General features: G+C 39.4%; 17 protein-coding genes. 1 reads left to right on the plus strand and 16 read right to left on the minus strand.

The features are described 5' to 3' along the window. Positions 1-65: 65 nt before the first annotated feature. From LOS73_RS13585 to glk, 6 genes are all read right to left on the minus strand, one after another. Positions 66-1,190, minus strand: coding sequence for a sterol desaturase family protein (locus tag LOS73_RS13585; protein ID WP_033029456.1), 1,125 nt, complete (start codon positions 1,188-1,190; stop codon positions 66-68). A gap of 205 nt (positions 1,191-1,395) precedes the next feature. Beyond that, positions 1,396-2,400: a type I glyceraldehyde-3-phosphate dehydrogenase gene (gene gap / locus LOS73_RS13590; protein ID WP_007375359.1), complete on the minus strand. Its 1,005-nt coding sequence runs from the start codon at positions 2,398-2,400 to the stop codon at positions 1,396-1,398. A gap of 9 nt (positions 2,401-2,409) precedes the next feature. Further along, on the minus strand, positions 2,410-3,030 hold the full coding sequence (gene eda / locus LOS73_RS13595) for a bifunctional 4-hydroxy-2-oxoglutarate aldolase/2-dehydro-3-deoxy-phosphogluconate aldolase (protein ID WP_007375360.1): 621 nt from the start codon (positions 3,028-3,030) through the stop codon (positions 2,410-2,412). A gap of 33 nt (positions 3,031-3,063) precedes the next feature. Continuing rightward, positions 3,064-4,914, minus strand: a complete 1,851-nt coding sequence (gene edd / locus LOS73_RS13600; protein ID WP_033029459.1) for a phosphogluconate dehydratase — start codon at positions 4,912-4,914, stop codon at positions 3,064-3,066. A gap of 334 nt (positions 4,915-5,248) precedes the next feature. Further along, positions 5,249-6,265 (minus strand): LacI family DNA-binding transcriptional regulator, encoded by a 1,017-nt coding sequence (locus LOS73_RS13605; protein WP_007375362.1) that lies wholly within the window; start codon positions 6,263-6,265, stop codon positions 5,249-5,251. Between the two features lie 35 nt (positions 6,266-6,300). Then, positions 6,301-7,293 (minus strand): glucokinase, encoded by a 993-nt coding sequence (gene glk, locus LOS73_RS13610; RefSeq protein WP_007375363.1) that lies wholly within the window; start codon positions 7,291-7,293, stop codon positions 6,301-6,303. A 292-nt stretch (positions 7,294-7,585) separates the two neighbouring features. On the opposite strand from glk, the gene LOS73_RS13615 reads away from it, so the two are divergent. Next, positions 7,586-8,602, plus strand: a complete 1,017-nt coding sequence (locus LOS73_RS13615; RefSeq protein WP_007375364.1) for a LacI family DNA-binding transcriptional regulator — start codon at positions 7,586-7,588, stop codon at positions 8,600-8,602. 14 nt (positions 8,603-8,616) lie between these two features. Here the strand turns inward: LOS73_RS13615 and LOS73_RS13620 are convergent, their stop codons facing one another. The 10 genes from LOS73_RS13620 to LOS73_RS13665 all read right to left on the minus strand — a co-directional run bounded on the left by LOS73_RS13620 (position 8,617) and on the right by LOS73_RS13665 (position 23,954). After that, positions 8,617-8,850, minus strand: a complete 234-nt coding sequence (locus tag LOS73_RS13620) for a DUF6429 family protein (protein WP_008134061.1) — start codon at positions 8,848-8,850, stop codon at positions 8,617-8,619. Positions 8,851-9,085: 235 nt separating this feature from the next. Continuing rightward, entirely contained in the window at positions 9,086-9,913 is an 828-nt protein-coding gene (locus LOS73_RS13625; protein WP_007375366.1) for a LytR/AlgR family response regulator transcription factor, read from the minus strand. Next, positions 9,888-10,970, minus strand: a complete 1,083-nt coding sequence (locus LOS73_RS13630; protein WP_007375367.1) for a sensor histidine kinase — start codon at positions 10,968-10,970, stop codon at positions 9,888-9,890. Before LOS73_RS13630 ends, LOS73_RS13625 begins: the two co-directional genes overlap by 26 nt. Before the next feature lie 45 nt (positions 10,971-11,015). Beyond that, on the minus strand, positions 11,016-13,568 hold the full coding sequence (locus tag LOS73_RS13635; RefSeq protein ID WP_457933843.1) for a glycoside hydrolase family 3 N-terminal domain-containing protein: 2,553 nt from the start codon (positions 13,566-13,568) through the stop codon (positions 11,016-11,018). 381 nt (positions 13,569-13,949) lie between these two features. Beyond that, positions 13,950-14,723, minus strand: a complete 774-nt coding sequence (locus tag LOS73_RS13640) for a family 16 glycosylhydrolase (protein ID WP_007375369.1) — start codon at positions 14,721-14,723, stop codon at positions 13,950-13,952. 104 nt (positions 14,724-14,827) lie between these two features. Continuing rightward, on the minus strand, positions 14,828-17,347 hold the full coding sequence (locus LOS73_RS13645) for a TonB-dependent receptor (RefSeq protein WP_457933844.1): 2,520 nt from the start codon (positions 17,345-17,347) through the stop codon (positions 14,828-14,830). Between the two features lie 41 nt (positions 17,348-17,388). Continuing rightward, entirely contained in the window at positions 17,389-17,511 is a 123-nt protein-coding gene (locus LOS73_RS13650) for a hypothetical protein (RefSeq protein WP_337120276.1), read from the minus strand. 675 nt (positions 17,512-18,186) lie between these two features. Continuing rightward, positions 18,187-20,595, minus strand: coding sequence for a glycoside hydrolase family 15 protein (locus LOS73_RS13655; protein WP_457933845.1), 2,409 nt, complete (start codon positions 20,593-20,595; stop codon positions 18,187-18,189). 10 nt (positions 20,596-20,605) lie between these two features. After that, positions 20,606-22,102, minus strand: coding sequence for an MFS transporter (locus tag LOS73_RS13660; RefSeq protein ID WP_007375372.1), 1,497 nt, complete (start codon positions 22,100-22,102; stop codon positions 20,606-20,608). Beyond that, on the minus strand, positions 22,095-23,954 hold the full coding sequence (locus LOS73_RS13665; protein WP_457933846.1) for an alpha-amylase family protein: 1,860 nt from the start codon (positions 23,952-23,954) through the stop codon (positions 22,095-22,097). Before LOS73_RS13665 ends, LOS73_RS13660 begins: the two co-directional genes overlap by 8 nt. Positions 23,955-24,039 lie beyond the last annotated feature (85 nt).

Genomic DNA, 24,039 nt, shown 5'->3' on the forward strand with positions numbered 1-24,039 from the left:
TAAAAAAAGAGCAACGTTTAACACGTTGCTCTTTTTTTAGTTTATGTTTATTGAATTAATCGAGCTCATTTAGTGCGCTTAAACGGGTAAACCTGTTGTTTAAGCATACCTACCGGCATGTAATCCCCGACTACACCATACGCTTCTGGCCACTCTTTTTGGCCTTTAACAGCAGTACCAAATGCGTAGTCTAAAAACGAAAAATGCGCAGCGTAATTGCGGTCAATTGCGGCTTTATCTGACGCATGATGCCAATGGTGAAACTGCGGTGTAACCATAAAATATTTTAGCCAACCAAATTTCACACGTACATTTGCATGGTTAAACACAGCCTGCAAACCCACAATTATTACGTACAAACTAATTATTTGCTGTGAAAAACCAAGTACAAATATAGGCGTGAGCACTAAGCTGCGCGTTACGAGTATTTCAAGAATATGCTGGCGAGAGCCCGCTAACCAATCCATTTCTTTCGCACTGTGATGTACGCCATGAAAGCGCCATAATAAAGGGACTTCGTGATAGGCACGATGCACCCAATACTGCATTAAATCTGCCACAAGTATTATTAAAAACAACTGCACTATAAAGGGAGTTTGCTCTATATAACCTTGGACTGTAGATGATACAGCCCAGCCAAAGCCATAATGCACAAAGTGGTTAGTAACGAGTAATACAAAACCAATAATTAAATGATTTACAAAAAAGTGGTTTAAATCGCCTCGCCATTCGCTACGTAATATTTTTTGATCTTTACGATGAGGTAATAACTTTTCAATCACAATAAATATAAGTGTTGAGCCGAGTAAATCTAAAATAAACCAATCAAGCCCTATATAAGGTGTATCAGAAGCAAATTCGTTTACTTCAACGTTTGGTCCGCCAAACATAATAGCGAGTAAAATAAAAAACCACGCTGTAGCCCCTAAACGCTTATTGGTATTACGTACAAAGTTAAGTAATCCTAAACTGCCCGAGACTAATAATGATGCAAACATAAGCTGACGTAAAAAGTCGACGCTGTAGCTTTTTCTCAGCTCTGGTGTGGTTAAATATTCAGGAAAGTGAAACGCTAATACGCCTAAGCAACTCAGTATTGCTAAAAAGCAGGCTATGTAGCCACTTATGTTGCCCTCACCTATCTGAAGATGATTTGTGCGAAATACTTTTCGCGATAAAGCTCTGATCATTTTTATTATTCCTTGCGTCGTTGAGTTGATTAAATACAACGAAATTCCATTGATTTACACACCCACATATTAACAAAATTTAGGGTATAAAAAATACAAATAGTTCCCTGCTAATTTTGAATTGCAAATATACAGATAAACCAAACGCAAAAAAGCCACGCAATGCGTGGCTTGGTTGGATAAAGCTAAACTTTTACAAGGTCAATTATAAGTACTGACCTAATGCTTTAACTTGGTCTAACATGCGGTTTGAGAAACCCCACTCGTTGTCGTACCAAGCCATTACTTTAACTAGTTTGCCATTGGCTTTAGTTTGCGTTGCATCAAAGATAGACGACGCTGGGTTATGGTTAAAGTCGATAGAAACAAGCGGAAGCTCGTTATATTCTAAAATACTCTTCATTGAACCCGTTGATGCTTCTTTCATGATTGCATTGATTTCTTCTGTAGTCGTATCACGCTTAGTGATAAACGTAAAATCAACTAAAGAAACATTGATTGTAGGTACACGTACCGACATACCGTCTAATTTACCAGCAAGTTCTGGTAATACTAAACCAACAGCTGCCGCAGCACCTGTTTTAGTTGGGATCATAGATTGAGTTGCACTACGCGCACGGTATAAATCTGGGTGGTAAACATCAGATAAGTTTTGATCGTTGGTGTAAGCGTGAATAGTCGTCATGCTACCTTGTTCAATACCTACAGTGTCGTTAATTGCCTTTGCAATTGGCGCTAAACAGTTAGTAGTACAAGAAGCGTTAGAAATGATATTGCTATCAGCATTAATTACGTCGCTGTTTACACCATGTACTACTGTTGCATCTAAACCAGTACCTGGAGCAGATACGATTACTTTTTTAGCGCCTGCAGTAATGTGCTTAGCAGCGTCATCACGCTTAGTGAAAAAACCAGTACATTCTAAAACGATGTCTACGTTTAGCTCTTTCCACGGTAAGTTTGCAGGATCACGCTCTTGCGTTAACGTAATTACGTCATCACCAATTAGCATAGTGTTGTTTTCAAGTGTTACTTTTTTAGAAAAAATACCATGAACTGAGTCATACTGCGTTAAATGTGCATTTACGTTAGCTGGTGCTAAATCGTTAATTGCGACAATTTTAATTTCGTTGTTTTGAGCTGACTCGTAAAGTGCACGTAATACATTGCGACCGATACGGCCATAACCGTTAATTGCTACATTAATCATTTTAGACTCCTATTTAAGTTCACTAGCTTGGCGAGCAAGCGCTTCAATTGCTTGCCAGTCTTTATTTTCAATTAGTTGTTTATCTAGCATCCAAGTACCACCAACACAAATAACGTTGTTAAGCGCTAAATAATTAGGTGCAGTTGCTAGGCTAATGCCGCCAGTTGGGCAAAAAGTAATATGTGGTAATGGGCCACCGATTGATTTAAGCATTGCTGTTCCGCCCGCGGCTTCTGCAGGGAAGAATTTTAAAAACTTAAAACCATGCGACGCAAGCTGCATAACTTCACTCGCCGTTGCAGCGCCTGGTAAAAATGGTATATCTGACTCTTTTGCTAAAGCAATCAGCTCATCGCTAACACCTGGGCTCACCATAAAATCAGCACCCGCAGCCACTGAAAGATCAAAGCTTGCTTTATCTACAACTGTTCCAGTGCCAACATATGCTTCTGGTACTTCCGCTTTCATTAGCTTTACAGCTTCTGCGGCAATTGGTGTACGTAGTGTAATTTCTAAGGCTTTTAAACCGCCGTTATATAACGCTCTAGCAAGTGGTGCAGCATCTTCTAATTTTTCGATTACAACCACTGGCACCACTGGTGCCGATGCTAAGATTTTTTCAATACTCATTACTTGTTCCTCATTACCCAGTATGGCTAATTTTTATTCAAGTCCAAAAGCACTCGCCCCTAAATCGGCACTGCTTACGATATTTCTAAACCCTGTAAATAATTCACGACCCGTACCAAATGTTGCACTTGGTTGGCTAAGTTCTAGTTCACGTTTTGCAAGTTCTTCATCGCTAACATGTACTTTCAAAATTCCGTTTGGCGCATCAAGCGTCACTAAGTCACCTTCTCGAATTTTAGCTATAATACCGCCCTCAACAGCCTCTGGCGCTAAGTGAATAGCTGCAGGTACTTTACCAGATGCACCCGACATACGGCCGTCAGTAACAATGGCGACTTTAAAGCCTTCATCTTGAAGCGTTGCCATTACTGGCGTTAGCTTATGTAGCTCTGGCATGCCTTTCGCTTTAGGGCCTTGCTCTTTTAGCACAGCAATAAAGTCTTGGTTTAATTCGCCACGCGTGTATGCATCTTGCAGAGCACTTTGTGAGCTAAATACTTTCGCAGGAGCAGTAACAATCTGATGTTCTTCAGCAACCGCTGACACTTTGATAACAGCTTTACCTAAGTTACCCGTTAGAAGTTGCAGACCACCTTGCTTACTAAATGGGTTGCTCACTGGGCGAAGTACTTCTTCATCGTGTGAGTTTGCTGGGCAATCTACCCATTTAACTTTAGTTGGGCCGGTTGAGTTACTCATGATCAAGCTATCGTCTTTATCTAAACGAGGCTCTGTCATGTAAGGTGCTAAACCATCGCCTAGCATTGTTTGAACGTCTGTGTGTAAGTAACCAGCGCTTGCTAGCTCTCGCATTAAGAAACCCATACCGCCAGCTGCTTGGAAGTGGTTTACATCAGCTGAGCCGTTAGGATAAATACGTGTAAGCAGTGGTACAACTTCTGATAAATCAGACATATCTTTCCACGTAACCTGAATGCCGGCAGCTTTTGCTATCGCAACAATATGGATTGCATGGTTAGTAGAGCCACCTGTAGAAAGCAGGCCCACTAAACCGTTTATAATCGTTTTTTCACTGATCACATCGGCTAAACACGGACTTTCTTTATCATCGGTAAGCTGCTTAAGCATGGTTTCTACAGCATTACCAGTAAGGCCATCGCGAAGCTCAGTGTAAGGATTAATAAATGAACTACCTGGAAGGTGTAAACCCATTATTTCCATTAACATTTGGTTTGAATTGGCAGTACCGTAGAACGTACACGTACCTGCGCTGTGATAAGACGCACTTTCAGCTTCAAGTAAGTCTTCGCGACTCACTAAACCTTGTGCAAATTTTTGACGAATACGTGCTTTTTCTTTGTTAGGAATACCTGATTGCATTGGACCTGCTGGTAAAAAGAACACAGGTAAATGACCAAACGACAATGCACCAATTAATAAACCAGGAACAATTTTGTCACAAACACCTAAACAAAAAACGCCATCAAACACATCGTGCGAAAGCGATATTGCTGTAGACATAGCGATTACGTCACGAGAAAATAACGAAAGCTCCATGCCGTCACGCCCTTGCGTAACACCATCACACATTGCAGGAACGCCACCAGCAACTTGAGCTGTAGCATCGTACTTTGTTGCAATGTCTTTAATTAAATCTGGGTAGTCTTTGTATGGCACATGAGCCGATAACATATCATTATATGAGTTAATAATAGCAAGATTTGGCTGCTCATCAGCCTTTAAGCGGGCTTTGTCATCACTGCTACATGCAGCCATAACATGCGCAATATTACCGCAACCTAATCCAGCACGAACTCTTGTTTGTTTTTTTGCGTGCGAAATACGATCTAAATAGGCTTGACGGGTATTTTTACTGCGTTCGATAACGCGCTGGGTAACTTCTTGAATACGAGGGTGCAACATAATTTAACTCATCTCTATTAGTTAGAGGATAAAGGCTCAGTAGCAATTACAGACTCCACGTAAATAACTGTACTGAGCATCTTTGATTTACCCGTTCAAAGGTACGCTACCAGGGAGCCTCTCACAACAACCCTGACACCGGTGTCACTGTATTAACGCATGACCATGACACCGGTGTCAACCCTGAGTAATAAAAATAGACTAACTTTTTAACATGACCGATTAATGAACATTATAATTTTTAGGTATAAGCGGCTTTTTAGCAAGTTTATAAAAATAAAAAAGCCCAAATATGCGTCACTCATATTCGGGCTACTGTGAAAAAGAATTTAGACTATTTTTTAACTTGAGCTGTTGATTCACGTGTGATCAAACGAGATTCAAGAATTACCTGAAATGGTTCATCTTGAGGCTGTGCTATATGAGAAATAAGTTGAGTAACAGCCTGCTTAGTCATTTCCTCAACAGGTTGTGCAATTGTTGTTAATCCTGGCCAGATATGGCGTGCAATCGGTGCATTATCAAACCCTGCTATTGAAATATCATCAGGCACTCTTAATTGACGCTGAGTTGCTAATTTAAGTACTGCTGCAGCCATGTAATCGTTTGAAGCAAATACAGCGGTTGGCCTTGGTGACAAATCTAAAATACTACGCGCGCTATCCACACCAGAGTGATAACTAAAGTTACCCTCCTCTACTAGGCGTTCGTTAAATTCTATACCATGGCTGGCAAGCGAACGTCTATAACCTTTAAATCGTTGTTGCGTAGCACTATGATCTGGATGCCCCTTGATAAAAGCAATTGACTTATGACCAAGGCTTATCAAATGTTCTGTTACTTCAAATGCACCTTGCTCATCATTACTGCGCACAGAGATTGAATCATCTTCTAATATTGCTGATGCCACTCTGGCATAAGGAATTTTTTTTGATTTTAAAAAATTAACCAACTCAGCAAAATCACCAAATGGTGGCGTCAGAACAATTCCATCTAACCGTGATGTTTGTAATAATTGCTCAATATTGTTGATAAGAGCTTCACCTCTAAATTCACAAGGGTGAATTAAAAGGTTGTAATTATTCTCTTGGCAAGCAGCTAGCGCACCTGTTTGCACTCGCGTAATGTAACTTTTACTTGGGTTATCGTAGAGGCAACCAATGATAAAACTGCGATTTTGAGCAAGCCCACGTGCTATTGGGTTTGGGGTATAATCAAGCTCTTTGAATACTGCAAGCACCTTTTCACGCGTAGCCACACTAACATTAGGTTCGTTATTTAAAACGCGTGATACCGTTTTTTTAGAAACACCAGCATGGCTTGCTACACTGTTGATTGTTACTTTTTTCATCACTCTATTTTCCAAATGCAAACAAGGAAACGACCTTATTTACTGTTGTGCAAACATGCTGCGGCACCAATTAACGGGATGTTATCTTGCGTTACAAGCGTTACGGGAATTTGCCCTGTATATTGCGACATAATACCCTTTTGCGAAAAACGTTCAACAAAACGACTTTCAAGTAAGCGAGATTGCATGCGAGGCAAAATACCACCACCAATAAACAAACCACCTAATGCGCCATAAGCCAATGCTAAATCACCTGCCACGCTGCCTATCCAATCACAAAATTGATTGAGAGTTGCATCGCACACTTCACACTCACCACTATTAGCTAAGCTACTAATTTGCGCCGCATCAAGGTTTTTTGCAGTAACACCTTTAACTGCAGCCATTGCTTTGTATAAATGTGTAATGCCTGGACCAGAAAATACGGTTTCTACAGATACATGCTGATGCTCTTTTCTGAGTTCTGTAATTAGTGCGGTATCTAATTCGTTAACCGCCGCAAGCGATATATGACCACCTTCAGAACTTAATACTGACGTAGAGTGAGCTGTTCTTACTAAACACGCAGCACCAAAGCCAGTACCGGGCCCCATTACACCAATATTTGCATTTTCATCAGCTTGCCCTGATTTCACAGTCACATTTTGCAGAGGATCTAAATAAGGCGACGCATACGCAAAAGCAGCAAAATCGTTAATAACATCTAATTTTTCTAAATTAAAATGTTGTTTAAATTCGTTAACACTAAAATGCCAGCCTAAATTAGTTAAATGCACTTGCCCTGCTTTTATAGGGCCTGCAACTGCTAAACATGCGCGTTTAGGTTTAATATGAGAGATGGTTGATAAGTAACGCTCTAATGCATTTTCAAGCGAACCAAAATCAGCACTGGGAAATGTGTTGTTATGCTCTATAATAAATTGGTTTTTTGCCTCGTCAAAAGCTGTAATTAGAGCAAAACGAGCATTGGTGCCGCCGACATCAGCAACTAGGATAGGATCAAATTTGGTAGAAGCGTGTAAGCTCATGGTGTTATCTCTTTTGTTTAAGCGATTAATGCTTATTATTCTACAACGGTAAACCATTGGTATTTATTTACTTTAGGCTATCACCCTAAAGCAGCTATCACAGTAAAAATGCTGCCTATAAGAATATAGACAGCCAATACGTTTTGACAACAAAATGATAAAACGCCCACATTATGACACCGGTGTCATGGTCAAATCAATAAATAAATGCCTTTAACCATAAAAAGCTTGAAAAAATCCATTAATAAACGAGAATGGCACAATTATTTATTACTTTAATTAAGTTGTAACAATGAAAGGTAAAGCTACTTCATTCGACATTGCCCACTATGCTGGAGTGTCTCAATCAACCGTTTCTCGTGCTTTACGTAATAGCCCTCTGGTTAATGAAGAAACACGCAAACGTGTTCACGATGTAGCCAAACAACTTAACTACAAAGTAGATAAAAATGCCAGTAATCTTCGCACGCAACAAAGTAGTACACTCGCGTTGTTATTATTTGAAGACCCAACCTCAGATGACTCACAAATTAATCCATTTTTTTTGGCTATGCTAGGTAGCATAACTCGCGCGTGCGCTAAAGAAGGCTATGACTTATTAGTTTCATTTCAATCTGCTAGTGCTGATTGGCAAGCTGACTACGAAGATAGCCACAGAGCTGATGGCATCATTTTATTAGGTTATGGTGATTACATCGACTTTCAACCAAAGTTTAAAAGCCTACTTGAACAAAATACTAAATTTGTATGTTGGGGAGCAACGGTTGATAACCGCCCTGATCTAACAGTATGCTGTGATAACTATGGTGGAGGTAAGCAAGCTGCAGCCCATTTTATTGCACATAATCGTAGCGATTGTGCGTTTATAGGTGATGCTTCAGATCATAGTCCAGAATTTTTTGCACGCTTTCAAGGCTTCAAAGATGAGCTACTTGCTAATAAGGTAACAATAAACGAAAGAAAGATGGCCAACGCTATATCTACAGAAGAATCTGGATATCACGCCACCCGCTCCCTTATTGCTAATAATATAAAGTTTAACGCCTTATTCGCTGCAAGCGATTTAATCGCCATTGGCGCAATACGAGCGCTTAAAGAAGCAAATATCAAGGTACCTAAAGACGTAGCTGTTGTCGGTTTTGATAACATTGCTATTGCGAGCTATGTAAACCCACCACTTACGACCATAGAGCAAAATACGACGGTTGCAGGACAAATGCTAGTTGAAAATTTATTAAAACTCATACGCGGGGAAGAAGTGCAAAGCACTTTATTACCGCCACTGTTAATTGCCAGAGGCTCAAGTTAATTTAATTGTAAACTTTAGGGCTCATTTTTTACAAATAACTTATTAAATAACATTTCACATTGTTTAAGCCCATCAACCGTTAATACGATAGATTTAGCTTTACCAATAGGGTTACAGATTAAACCTTTTTCAAACAACCGGTTGGTTACTTCCCAATCAACTTGCTTCCAAGCTCGATTGTGCTCATGTAATGTGAGATACATCAACGCTAATGCAGCTTCATCTATTTTATTTTCATCAATATTCATTACTAACTCCCAATCATTAGGACTCTTGAATTCAAGCTTTAAATTATTTACGTATTCATTAAACCCTTTATAGCGAGGCTTTATTCATTAAACCCTTTCATTTTTATAACCAGGACGTGCAGTTCTGCTTTTTCATCACTTCGTCTATCTGCTACTGGTTTAGCTTCATTCTTGAACCAGAGAATAAAGAAAATAAAATAATTGAGCAATATAATTGCCACTGAAACCATTATTTCTAATTCAAACTCTGTGATAATAAGTAACCAGAGTTATTAAGTAATCGACTTTTTAGTTCTTTGCTGTAAGTACGGCTTACTTTCATAGATTTATCATTTTTTAAAATAGCGTTGTACTCACTATTTCGCAGAGGTTCTAAACGCTTTACATGCTTCAGATTTACGATAGCTGATTTATGTATGCGTACAAAATCAGCTGGGAGTGTATCTTTTTCGAGACTTTTCATTCGAGCTCGCATCACAAATGTTTCTTGTTGAGTATGTACACACATATAATCACCTGCTGCATCTATACATAAAATATCGTTGTAAGGTACAAGTTGTATAGGGTTTCGACCATCTTGTATAATTAAGTTATTAGCCTCAACTAACGTTTCAATTTTTGTTGAGTTGGTGAGTTTTGGTTGCTGCGCGTTTAAATAACTTTCGCGCATTTCAAGTAATTGCTGCTTGTTAACCACACTGCTTAAACGTTCACTTGCGCGCTCAATTGCTTCACCTAAGCGCTGCAATTTAACCGGCTTGAGCAAATAATCTACCGCCTTAACTTCAAAAGCTTGCACTGCATGCTGATGAAAAGCTGTAACAAAAATAACAGCAGGGCAATAATTCCCAATAAAGTATTTAACTAACTCAAAGCCTGATTTTTCAGGCATTTCTATATCTAAAAAAATAAGGTTTGGTTGGGTTTTATTTATAATACTTACGGCGTCATCTACACTATTAGCATGACCAATAACATCTATTTGAGGAAAGCTTTCAAGCCTTATCATCAACCCTTCTATAGCACTGTACTCATCATCAACTATCAGTGTTTTTAGCTGCATGCATATTCTCCTGTGTACGCTCAAGTGGAATTGCCATATTAACCCACGCTCCGCCCAGTTCGTTGTTACCTGTTTTAAATTTATTATTTTGAGGATAAATTAAGCTTAATCGTTGTTCACAATTTTTTAAGCCTATTCCTCTTTGAGAATTAGTATTTGTGTTAAAACCTTTGCCTGTATCTAAAACAGAAATAGACAACGTATTATTCTTTTGCTCTATTCTTAGCGTTATTGTTATGTTTTGAGCTTGATCCATTCCATGCTTTAAAGCGTTTTCAACTAAAGGCTGAATAAGCATAGAAGGAATTAAAAAGTCATCGCAGTGAGACTCGGTAATAATGTTTACATTCAGCTTATTACCAAAACGGCATTGCTCTATATCAAGATAGGTATTTAATATTTGTACTTCTTCGTGCACTGTTATTTTAGCAAGCGGATCGGTGTACAAACTATACCGTAATAAATCGCATAGTTTTTCAAGCATATCAACTGCATGCATATTATCTTTTTTTAGTATTAACGTACAAATTGCGTTAATGCTATTAAACATAAAATGAGGATTTAACTGATAACGCAGCATTTTAAGCTGTGCTTCGTTTGCTAAGTTAAGAGCAACAGCAGCTTTTTGTTTTTGCGCTTGGTTATCAAGGTAAGATGTAATACCAAAATAAGCCCCCGTCCATGTTGCTAACATAGTAAGTGACGCCGTACTCCAGGTGCCAAAGTCAAACCAACTCATCGCTGACCACCAATGGCCATAAAACCACTGCAAAGCAGCCCATTTAAAAGCGGTCCACACTATACTTGCAATCAACAGCGCTGAAACATGCAGTGGAATACTTATGTTTGCCGATTTTGTTCTTGCGAACAAATAACACTTCCTTAAACCAAGCGTTATGAAAAGCCCGCATAAGGTGTCGAGTAACAGATGCGGAATATGAATTTGCCAAGGCTCGTTACTAGGTAGCTTTATCATTATTTCAGTTAAAAGCGCATAAATCCCCCAACCACTCAACTGAAAAGCCCAAAATAAATAACGCCGAGATTCTAATTTCACATCTATCCTAATAAAATGAAAACAGGTATTAAACCCGATTAAAGTTTATAAATCATTACAGCCTATAATAAGGCTATTACTCTGTGTCGCTTTCACTAACGCAACATTCGCAATTGCTAAGTTGAGTGGATGCTGAGCATTAATACTAATTATTTCAGTGACTTCGTTCATCTTTGTTTGCGCTGCACTACATCCCAACTTTATAGCGACAGTTTGCCAGCCTTTATTTTTTAACTGGGTAAGTTGAGTCATTAGACTTATTTTAGTCAAACATATTTGTTCCCCACACATTGCGCGAAGCTCAACAACATCCGATTGCACATCATCAACGCGTATATCAAATTGTATGAACTGTTTATCAACGTCTTTAAACTCTGTCGTTGCTTGTTCAAAACGTAAACTCACTGTGGCAATCTCTTGTGTATTATTCCAAACAAACTGCCTGCCATCTTCTTGATACGCTAAGTTAACCGATTGCATAGAAATACTTTTGCCGTCGGCGCTCATGGCTGATGAGCTTTTAGTCATCATGTTGATTTGAGTTTGGTCTGATAACGCCCAGCGAACGTTAGGTGCTAGGTTTCTAACAAAAAATGAGGTGCCTTGGCTGTCACTTTCATTAGCTTTTGGACTGGTTTTTTCTGATAGCTTTTTTACACTTTTAGATTCTTTATAACTAAGTCTATAACCATAAGCAAATAAAGGATCGTAGTTTTTATCGCCTTTATTGAGAATAAATTGGTCGTCAAATTTTGGCCACGAAAAACTTAATTTACCTGTAAAGTCGTATTGAACAGCATCGTTTTTATCTAAAAGTAAAACGTCAGCAACACCTTGCCCTTGTGAGCCTGGTAACCATGCGGCTACAAACGCATCAGACGCATTTATCTCTTTATTTACCCAAAGCGGACGACCGCTTATAAATACACTCACTACCGGAATGTTTTGTGCTTGCAGCGATTTTAATAAAACGAGATCTTTTTTATTATCTCGCTGATATTCAAGCCCTTGTATGTCGCCAAACCACTCGGCGTAAGGCTCTTCGCCAAACACGACTATTGCTATATCGGGTTTTTGCTTAAATTGTGCATTTTGCGATAATTCAATTTCACCACCAGCGGCAAGTACTTGTTCTTTTAAACCATCAAAAATAGACACTGCATTTGGAAAATCAGCATTGGTATTATCCGTTCCTTGCCATGATACGCTCCAACCACCCGCTTGTTTGGCAATATTATGTGCGCCATTACCTGTCACTAATATTTTGCTACGCGGAGATATTGGTAACACATTTTGATTATTTTTTAGTGTATTATTTTTCAATAATACTAAAGACTTTCTAACAGCCTCACGTGCCAAAGCTTTATGCTCTGGGGCATTTAACCAGTCTGTATTTTTAGATTCTGCACGACTCGATGGCTTATCCTTGGTAAATAATCCCCAACGCACTTTTGCGCGAAGAAAACGCCTAACCGCGTCATTTATTCGCTCAAGCTTTATATCGCCTTGCTTAACTTGCTTAATTGTATTGTGATAAAATGCCTCATAGTGTTCTGGCACCATCATTACATCGACACCTGCATTAAATGCACCGGCACATTGTTCAAGATCGCATCCTTTTACAAATTTATGCGCATTCCAATCACTTACAACAAATCCATCAAACCCCATTTTTTTCTTCAGTACAGTCGTTAATAAATATTTACTGCCATGAACTCGTCTTGAATTCCAACTATTAAACGAGGCCATGACTGATTGCACACCCGCTTCAATCGCCGAAAAATAACCCGCCGCGTGAATATCTCTCAGTGTTTTTTCATCAATCACAGTATTTCCTCTATCTATACCGTTTTCGGTGCCGCCATCACCCACAAAGTGTTTTGCCGTAGCAATACGATGATAACCATTTAAAAAATCGTCGTTTATATCACCTTGTAAACCTGACACCATAGCACTTGCGTAACGTTTAACTATATCAGGGTCTTCTGAATAACTTTCGTAAGTACGTCCCCACCTATCATCTCTTACTACAGCAACTGTGGGTGCAAAACTCCATTCAATACCGGTTACTGAAACTTCTTTTGCTGTTGCTTTGCCAATTTTTTTTATTAATTCTGCATCGTTAGCTGCACCTAAACCAATATTGTGAGGAAACAACGTTGCACCATATACATTACTATGACCATGCATAGCATCTGTGCCCCAAATAGTGGGTATTGTACTTTGGTCTTGCGAGCTATCAATTGAGGCTAAATACATTTCATCAGCAAAGCGTAACCACGTTTTTGAATCTGCGGTTTTATTGCCGTATGGTGCTGAATTACCTCCATTTAAATATGAGCCAAAGCCATACTTTCGCATTTTTTTAACGCTGAGATAGCTTATTTCTGGTTGAATTAATTGTGCTACTTTTTGCTCAATACTCATTGTCGCCATAAGCTCATCAATTTGGTGCTCAACCGATAGATTAGGCTTTAATTGCGTATTAACCATTGGCCAATCTACTGATTCTGTAGCCATTACGCTAACGCTTAAAGTACATACGCTTAACAAAGCAGGAAAAGTATTTCGCCAAAAACGACGATTAATAGTAAGCATTTAGGGATCCTTAGAGTTTTTATAACTTGATTTTTAATGCTGTTAGCCATTCGTGCTAACATTATTACGAAAAACGCTTCCTTGCGATTTTATGTAATTAACCTGAACCCTGGTTAAGAGATTTGCTAACATATTGAATCATGGTGATATTTAAATTTATTCTCTCTAACCAGCGATTTTCAGTGAAACAAGGCGAATTTACACGTCAATAGCTGGCCTACTGCAAGTAAATTTAACGCAGTTAGCGCTGAAAATAGCTGCTCAAGATAGGTTTATTATCCAGAGTTCAGGTTAATTAGCCGTAATAAAATAACGAACCACACAACGTTTAATGTAGTGATCAATTAAACAAAGTACTGTAGAACGACAAAGTGAGCTTAATTAGTTAGCCGTGTACTGAATGAAGTCATAGTATGCCCAAGCAGAGCTTTGATAATACTGACCTGGAAAATAATAAGCTTGCTCTGAGTTATCACCATGCCAGTGATTAATCATCAACTTGGTGTTATCAACCGGCCATGCATAAGCAGGAATTTCGTTATTTGTTAAATTGCCATCACCATTGTCTTTATACATAACGCGAATTGTTTGCTCTGTACCTTGGCTATTATAAATAAACCAGCGTATTTGATTTACACTCCACTCAAATCCTATTTCTACTAACTCATTTTGAATGTTTACTCCAAACTGTGCTAAATCAATATCTTCTTCCCAACTTTGATATACCCCGCCATTTGGCTGATAAATAATATTGGTATGAACGACATTGCCAAGTGAAGGTAAAAATTCAATATCAATTTCTTGCCAAGCCCGTCCTGGCTCATCAAACCATGAGGTATAGGTAAAAATAGATGATACAGTCCCTGGGGTATTCCCTGTTTTTAATGCTCCTTGTACTTTGCCATAGGTTATCGTATTTGTACTTTGTAGCTCAGCACATTTGTTGTTATCAACTACCAGTGTTATGCCATGTGAGCTTGGTGAGATTAGACCTGGTTCAAATGTACAGCCAAATGGGCTGCCATTATCGCCTGATCTGGGTGTCCATATTGATGAATCAAAACCCCATGTAAAATTATCTTTAAAACTATTTGCTAGTACATCAGGTACTAACAACGCACTTAGTAAAATGAATACGACTATTTTTTTATACATATTTAATGATCTCTATTAAGATTTAAATGCACGTCAAATACTGCAATTACACAACCGCTTAAAGCACAGGACGTACGTTTTAATACTATATTTAACACTATAGGTTAAAAGTTAAACCCTACTTTTGCACCATAGTACCTAGGCATACCAAAACTACCTTTAGCAAAGCCTTTAGAGGTACTGTTCCAATGCTGAACAGTTTCGTCACTGGCGTTACTAATGAACGCTTCTGCAAACCATTTTTGGCTTTGCGGTTCATATTTTAAAGAGGCATTAAACATTGCAAAGCTATCACGGGAGTCATCTATATAACGCGTTGCTTCATCAGAGATGGCAAACTCCATATCATCGAGGTGTTTATCAACGTTCCAAACTGTTGAATATGATTTATCCTTCCAACTTACATTAAACCAGCTGTGTATAAACCCGTATTCACCAAAATCAAAACTATGCGTGTAACTTAAATTAGCAGTAAATTTAGGCGTCATCGCCAAGTCATTGCCTTTTAAATTAGTTTGTAACAAAGGATTTTCAGGATTGAGTGAGTCCTCATAAGAAATATCAAATAAATACTCAGCATCGTAGTCCCACTTTGTAAACCAATCGTCTGTTACTTGAGCCTCTGTCCAGGTTACATATCCCGTAATTCGACCGTTTGGATATGGCTTCCAATCAAATTCGAGCTCAATTCCTTTAATAGTAGAACCAGGTACATTTTGTGTGTAATACGCTATAACAGGCTGATTTATGTAATCTAATACAGGGTTTCCTGAGCCATCCAAAATAGGCCTGCCATCATTATCCTCAACAGCAGAAAGACGCTCAACGTTACCAATAGAACCAACAGATGCATACTGCATGTCTGTGTAATCTGTGTAGAAAAATGCAGCTTGTAGATTTAACGAGTTATCAAAAAAGCTCGATTTAGCGCCTATTTCCCATGTTAATACTTCTTCTGGATCAAATTGCGTTTCGAATCGATTTACTTCAGAGGTTCTATCGTTTACTACTTCAAACACATCGCCAATACCACCGGCTTTAAAGCCGCTTGCTAAATAAGTATAAAGCATTGTATCGGGGCTCAAGTCGTAATCTAAACCCACTCTAAAGTCATGGTGCGTCCAACTGCCTTTGTTGTCATTTTCAAAAAATGATGCGTAAATAGTAGGATCTTCAAAGTAATCTGCTGGCAAGTTATTTAAATCAGTACGATTAAACCAACCCGGCGCGCAGCCATCAGCATTTGAGCAACGATAAGAGCGCCCGCCTTTATCTTCTTTTGTTTCATCACTAAAGCGATACCCCAGCGTGGCGTGCAGTTTGGGGGTTATTTTATACGTAGCTTGTGCAAAAAATGCGAATGCATCGGTTGATCTATCAGGTTGATCCCAAAATACTTTATCGTCCATTGGATTATCGTAATACCCGAGCGTTGTGGTTTTTTCGTGAAAATAGTTAACGCCCATAATCCAAGTAAGGTCAGACATATCCGATGATTGTAGTTGTAGCTCCGTAGAATAAGATTTAGCGCCAGTACCGTCTAAAAAATAAGTTGCACCATCCCAAACATCTAAACCCGCTTCGCTATCTTGCTTTGAAGAGCGCTCCATGTCTTCAAAGCCCACTAACCACACTAAATCAAGATCGTCTGTTAATGCATAATTAAGAGTGTTACGTAAATACGTTATATCTAATTTAAGTTCACCGGGTACATTCACAACCGCTTGATATGTATTATCTGAAGGTAAAAAGTTTGAACAATCGCCACCGTACTCTGTTGGGCGACCTCGTAATTTATCGCAGTTTACCAAATCAACATTATTACCACTGTCGTTAACATATTTTTGAAATACGGTATGGTTGGTGAAATTACCATCTAAAGGCGACCATAACGTACTTACTCTAAATGAATACTCATTAGCACTATTATAAAAATCTGATTTGTCAGCTTCTGTTAACGCGCGAACTTGCTGCGACTCTGGGTTGGTACCAGCTGCATCTATCCACCAATTCTCTCGTTGAGTAAGTGTACTGCCAATGTTTTGATATGAATCTTGTGAAATAACGTCTGTATTTAGTACTGCATCACTTAATCTGCGAGTATCGTATTGGTTAGGATCGTAATAACCTTCCAAATAAGAATCACGTTTTAACCCTTTAGCTGCAATACGGACCGCAAAATCGTCGCTAACTGAAAAGTTATAAAAACCTTCCGCACTGCGTGTATTATATTTGCCCGCTTCTAACGTTACACTACCATAATCATCAGTAAAATCAGGTTTTGCAGAAATAACATTAATGCTACCAACGGTCGAATTTCTGCCAAACAGCGTACCTTGTGGTCCACGTAGTGCTTCAATACGCTCAACATCGTACATTAATGCTAAAGCACCTTGCATTCTTGGTGAATAAATTCCATCTAAATGCACGCCAACAGCAGGGTCGCCAAGTTCAGTAATATTGGTAGAGCGCACGCCTCGCATAGATATAACTGGTGCTGATTGATCTGTTGCCGTTGATATATCAAGCCCAGGTACAAGATTTGCTATATCCCTTATATTATTAACACCACTTTGTTTTAATTGTGCCGATGTTAACGCTGTAATTGCGACGGGTGTTTCCATTAACCTTGTTTTACGCTTAGTCGCCGTTACCGATATAACTTCTAATGCAGTGTCATTTTTTTAACCTCGTTACTATTGCTTTGATCTGCTAAAGACTCTTGAGCAATACTAGGCAACGAACAAGCAAGTGCGATTGCCAAAGTTATTGTGTTTATTTTTTGCACGGGTATCACCTTTCAATTTGTGTGGGTTGTCAGAGGCATGTAAAACAGCTTTATTTACTACCTGTTAACAGGTTACAAATTAGTTACACCCATTGACTACCCTAATACGGTAAAGCGAAGCACTGGCAATACAACCCGAGTAAATTACACGTAAATAAAAATTAAGTTGTCATATTTATCATTTTTAAATAACCTGAACTTTGGATAATAACTGCTTGAGATAAATAAGTTTAACTATCATTGTGGTTCAATATGTTCATAAATCTCTTAACCAGAATTCAGGTTAAATAGATATAAATTAACTAGAGCCTATTTACCTTTCGAGGTTAAATTTACAGCAGTATGTCTGATTTTAGGCAAATTGGCGCTTATGGGTCGAGGTTATTCACCATAGGCGATGTAAGTCATTATATTAGCGCAGGAGCCGTTACCAGCTCCATTCGGTTACACACCTTACGCCTCGGTTAAGCCGCATTTAGATAAAACACATTTAAATCCTGAAAGATCAACCAGCCACAATAAAAGTGTTCCGATTGAGGTGAACATACGCTTTATGGATAATCAGATTTGATGAACTAAAAGCAAGGAGGGCAGCTTAACAACTCTTGGGTCACAGATACTAAAAAGCCATGGTTTTAAACCATGGCTTTTAAATTTAAAAATATAAAACAATTACTATTTTAGTGCTTTTTTAACAACTGGGTAGTGATCCCATACTTGTTTATCACTGAGTGAGCGTACCAGCTTAATGTATTCTGCGTGTGTCCAAGCTAGAGGTGTTGCTGAATTAGTTCCTTCGCCCAGTATATAACCTGCTTTGTTTACACCAACGCCGTCCCATACTTGCTCTGGTAACATCATGCCTTCATTGGCAAATTGCTCTAGCCCTTTAACGTAACTGTTTTTAATTTCAGCTTGTTTAGCATCATCCAGAGCGTTGTTCGCATTAGCTGCAGCTATTTCATAGTGACCACGCTCACCGGTGAAAAACGGCCATACACGACCACGTTGGCCTGGTGTATTACTGCCACCCTCTGCGTAATTAGTACCGGTTACTTCATCTTCGCCGTAGCCATCATTACCGTAGCGACGGTAGCCTGCAAATGTGCCGCTGCCGTCGTCAAAGCTAAAGCTGTATTTAACTTGTAGGTTATCTTCAAGCGTTTCGTCATCGTACTCAGGCAATGTTTTAACAATGCTTTCGTCGTTAGCACCACGTACGCCATAGCGTACTAGTTCTAAGAAGCCGCCATCTAAAATTTGCTTTTTGTTAAAACCTTCACGGCCATTATTAGCGTTAATTTTAGTGTCTGAGTTTGCATCGGTATCTTGGCCTATACGAATAAAGTATTCACCATCACTATTTTCGCCTTTTAAGTTACCTTTAGTGGTAAACATTTGCGATTCAATATCGTTGCTGTATTTTTTAGCCGTAGCTAGGTAGCGCTGTGCGTTTTTATCATCGCCACTAAGCGCTGCTATATCACTGGCTGTAACAAGGCCTGCTACTATTGCGGCTGTAGTTGAAGGCGAATAACCGCTTTGCTCTTCCCAGCGCTCTTGTTGTGTTGCCGGTGGTGTAATTTGCGTGTCGTTCCACAAAATTTTAGCAAGGCCGCCCTCGACTAAAAAATCCGCCGCTGGTTTTAACATACGTGCGTACCAGTCTTTAAGCTCGGCATCACTAAGTACATTTGCTTGGTGTAATTTCCACGCAAGCATAATTGGCATCGCAGTTTGATCAAGCTGTACACCCACCCATTCTAGTTCGCCATCGACATGTGTTTTTTGTAAAAACCAGCCTGTATCTCCATTGTTACCTGGCGTTTTGCTATTAACTTGAACTTTTTCAAGGTATTCGAATGCTATTTTTGCTGTAGCTGTATCACCCAGTGCCATAAATGCCATAGCTACTTGGTAGAAATCTCGTACCCACACGGCTTTATAACCAGTTGAGCCTATTTTAGCCGATACGGTTTCGCCCCACGGATTAGACAACGACGCAATAAGCGCACCTGCGTGCGTTTTGTCTTCTTGTGCTTTTAATACCATTGCGCTGGTATAAAGTAACTTACCGTTATCGGCCGTTTGCCCCGTCATTTTATTAATAGGTGTAAGGCTTTGTAGGTAATCTTGCCAACCAAATGCCGCACCTTTACCATTGTAGTTATCAAGTACACTTTGATAACCTTTTGCTAGTGTTTGGGCGCCCTGCTCTGCACTTTGTTGCTCGTTATGTGCAAAGCTCAGTACTAAATCAAACGTGGTATTACTTTCAATATTGCCAAGCTCAGCAAGTAAACTGACATTACCTGACTGCTCACCAGTATTGCTATAGCTGGTATTTAATGATTGTGACTTTTTAAGCTCATCCAAACCATCGCTTACACCCGTAAAGCCAACCGTTTTTGCGCCAAATTCAGTATTTGCTTGCAATGTTAAGTAGTTGTCACCTTGCCAAGCAACTAAACCTTGCTCGGTAGTTTTTGCAAAATCATCAAGGCCGTTATTATCAATATATGGATTTACCACAACATAGGCTTTAACGTCTTTAAGGTCGGTATTAAACACGCTACGAACAAATAAACTTTGCCCATCAGGATCGGTAAAAACGTGTTTTTCAAGAGTGAATCTGCCTTGTTTATCTTTACTTACTATTTTATAAGCAAGTGATAACGGACGGCCTTGCTCGTCTTTGTATAGATAATCAATAGTGACATCAAGATCGTCTGCTTCGCTAACAGTAAAGTCTTTTCCTGTTACCACAAATTGCATATCTTTTATTTGTGCTTGATGAATAAGGCCAAACATAGTTTCGGTGATCATGCCTTTAGCAATTGAAAACCAGACTTTTGATACTACACCTGTTGGTGCATCACTTGTGTAATGACCATTTTGGTATTGCTCGTACGATGTGCCAATCCCTGTTTTACCTGCGTATGACCAAAACGGGTCGCTGCCCGGAGCACCAGGCGCAGTTGTTTTAGATGTTTGTACTGTTTGTGACTGATTCGTATTTTGAGCACCGCATGCAGTTAATCCAAGTGCTAATAATGAAATAGTAATTAGGTTATAGTTTTTCATTTTTTTACTCTTAATTAGAATTTTTAACGCGCATAACAGCAATGGCTGCTAATACAAATGACGCAGCACCAATTAACAAAGCGTAAATGGGCTGATTAGAAAACACATGACTCAAAATAAGCCCTAAAATACTGGCTGCAAGTAGCTGTGGAATAACAATAAAGAAGTTAAATATTCCCATATAAACACCCATTTTATTACTCGGTAATGAGTTACTTAGCATTGCATAAGGCAGTGACAATATTGAAGCCCACGCAAAACCAACACCAATCATAGGAATAAGCAGCATTTTGGGGTCTGTTATAAACATAAAGCTGGCAAGGCCTAGTGCGCCTAGTAATAAGTTAAAACAATGCGCGCCTTTTAAGCCCATTTTTTTAACTAAGAATGGAATGCACATTGCGGCAATAGCAGCGAATCCATTGTAAGCCGCAAATAAAATACCGACCCAATCAGCGCCATCGTTAAACGCTTTTGATGTTGTATCGCTACTCCCATAATGAAAGCTTGTTACTGCCGACGTGGTATAAATCCACATCGCAAATAAGGTAAACCAACTAAAAAATTGCACCCAAGCTAATTGCTTCATCGCAGTTGGCATTGTAAATACATCTTGCACTACTTGATAAAAGCCCCCTTGAGTGTGATTTTTAGCTTTTAATAAACCAGCTATCCACTGCACAATGCCAAAGGCAAGTAAGCCACCCGCTAATAAATAAAGTTCTTTTTCAAGCGCTAAGCCCATCACTAGGGCAAGTGTTGCAAGGCCTAATACAACAAATATAATGCCGCCTTTATTGTAGTTAATATCAGCAATTTCAGCCGTTACAACTGGCCCTTTTTGTGCCTCAAATTTAGCTAATTGCTCAGGTGTGTATTCTTTTGTTTTTGCAACAGTCCACAACACAGCAGCTAGTAAAACAACGCCACCCCAGTAAAATGAGTACTTAACTGAGTCTGGTATTTCACCAATAGCTGCCGTGTTACTCACATCAAACCAATTTGTCATCATCCATGGCAGTGCTGATGCCAAAACTGCACCTATACCAATAAAAAAACTTTGTAACCCGTAACCGGTAGCGCGTTGCTTTTCTGGCAAGTTATCGCCTACAAGCGCTCTAAATGGTTCCATGGTTACGTTAATTGACGCATCCATAATCCACAACATACCAGCAGCAATCCACAATGTTGGCGAATGCGGCATAATAAACAATGCAATGGTTGTTAATATTGCACCCAAAAAGAAAAATGGACGACGACGACCAAAACGACACCACGTTTTATCACTCCAATAACCAATAATAGGTTGCACAATTAAACCGGTTAGCGGTGCTGCTACCCATAAAATAGGAATATCATCCACTTGTGCGCCAAGGGTTTGAAATATTCGGCTCACGTTACCGTTTTGCAGGGCAAAACCAAACTGTATGCCTAAAAAGCCAAAACACATGTTCCATATTTGCCAAAAGCTTAGAGTTGGCTTGTCGCTATTATTTTGATTATTCATTATTAGCCTTATTTGTTAATACTGCGCTGCTAAATGCATCAAGTGTAAGTGTGAAGGTTGCGCCTTGAGACCCTGATGTAATCTCGGTGCTATGCTGCTCAAGTAAGTCATGCAATTGAGTGTATTCGCTGAGTCCCGCTAATTGCACTTTTGATAAATTAACCGTCATTGTTTGAGATTGTTCGCTAAAGTTACTTAATACGTAAAGCATTTGTTGGCCAAGTTTGCGGGTAAAGCCTACAATTCGCTCACTTCCTGTAACACTAAGCTCACTCATTTCACCGCCCACCACTGCAGGTAAACTATTAAGTGACAGAATGGCTTTATAGTAATCACGAAGTGCTGACTGCTCTTTTGTTAAATTAGCGCCGTCAAACTTACCGCTATTCATCCATGCTTGATGCGCTGGTACGCCAATGTAATCAAAAATACTGGTGCGGGTTGGTAAGCCAAAGCCTGCATATTCAGATCCATCCTCCCCTACATCTTGGCCAAAATATAATAAGGTTGGTGCACGGCTAATCAGGTTTGAAACCACCATGGCTGGTTTACCCCACACGGCTTTGCCTGCAAAGTCTGGGCTTGCGATACGCTGTTCATCGTGATTTTCTAAAAAGTGCAGCATGTGCTGTTCAATATCCGCAACCTGTTGCTGCGCATCAAAAATAGCGTTTGCAGGTTGCTTGCTTTGCATAATTGCTTTTAAGGTATCGTAAAAACCGACCTTATCGTATAAATAGTCCATTTTACCTTGATGGATATAAGCACGGTACATTTTTGGGTTGTAAACTTCGGCAAGTAAAAATGCATCAGGTTTTTGCATTTTTATTGATGAGTTTAAAAAGCTCCAAAATTCAACCGGCACCATTTCGGCCATGTCGTACCTAAAGCCATCAACACCTTTATCTAACCAAAAAAGCGCAATGTCTCTAAATTTGTACCAGCTGTTAGGGAGCTCTTTATCTTGCCAAAACGCGTAGTGAGCACGGTAATCTTTATTTTTGTATTCATTTGGTAACTCTACAAAGTCGTAGCTGCCATCAGGCTTTACACCGTAATTCACTTTTACTGTTTCGTACCAATCGTTCATATCTGGTTTTGGAGATCGAGCACCATTACCTGTCCATTTGGCGGGTGTTTCATCAAAAAAACCATCAACAAGAGGATGAGCATTCCCGCCTAGCACTTTATATGTTGTAGAGGTAGGCACTTGAAATGACTGCCCAGGCACATAGTAAAAATTGTTGTTTTTATCGTACGTTTTACTGGTGTCGTCTTGCGCGCCAAAATCTTCAACCCCTTTAGGCTTTCCTAATGATTGATAATTTCGCGCAACATGGTTAGGCACTATATCAATAATGACTTTCATGCCATGGCTGTGCGTACGCTCAATGAGCTGGCTAAACTCTCCCATACGATTCGTCACGTTAATTGCTAAATCAGGATTTACATCATAATAATCTTTTATTGCATATGGCGAACCTGCTCGTCCTTTTACAACATCAGGGTCGTCTTGAGAAATCCCATAGTCGGTATAATCGCCTACTAAGGCGTGGTGTAATACGCCGGTATACCAAACGTGCGTTGTTCCCAGCTCCTTTATACCTTTGAGGGCGGCATCGTTAAAATCGGCAAACTTACCTACGCCATTTTGCTCTTTAGTGCCCCATGAAACATTGGCTGTTTCGGTATTACCAAACAAGCGAGTAAATACTTGATATACAACCGGCTTGGTAAGCTCACTTTTTGTGTATGCAGGCGCTTGCGGTTGCTCAGGTTTGTTATTCTCTGAACACCCTATAGAAATAAGTGCGCTACACAGTACTGCGGATACATAAACTGATTTTTTCATTGTGTGTCTTTTTTGTCAGTATTGTTATTACTTTATACTAAAGATTACTGCAGCAACCATACAGTTGCTGCATACGTATTCAGGC

This window comes from Pseudoalteromonas sp. SCSIO 43210, assembly GCF_054133285.1.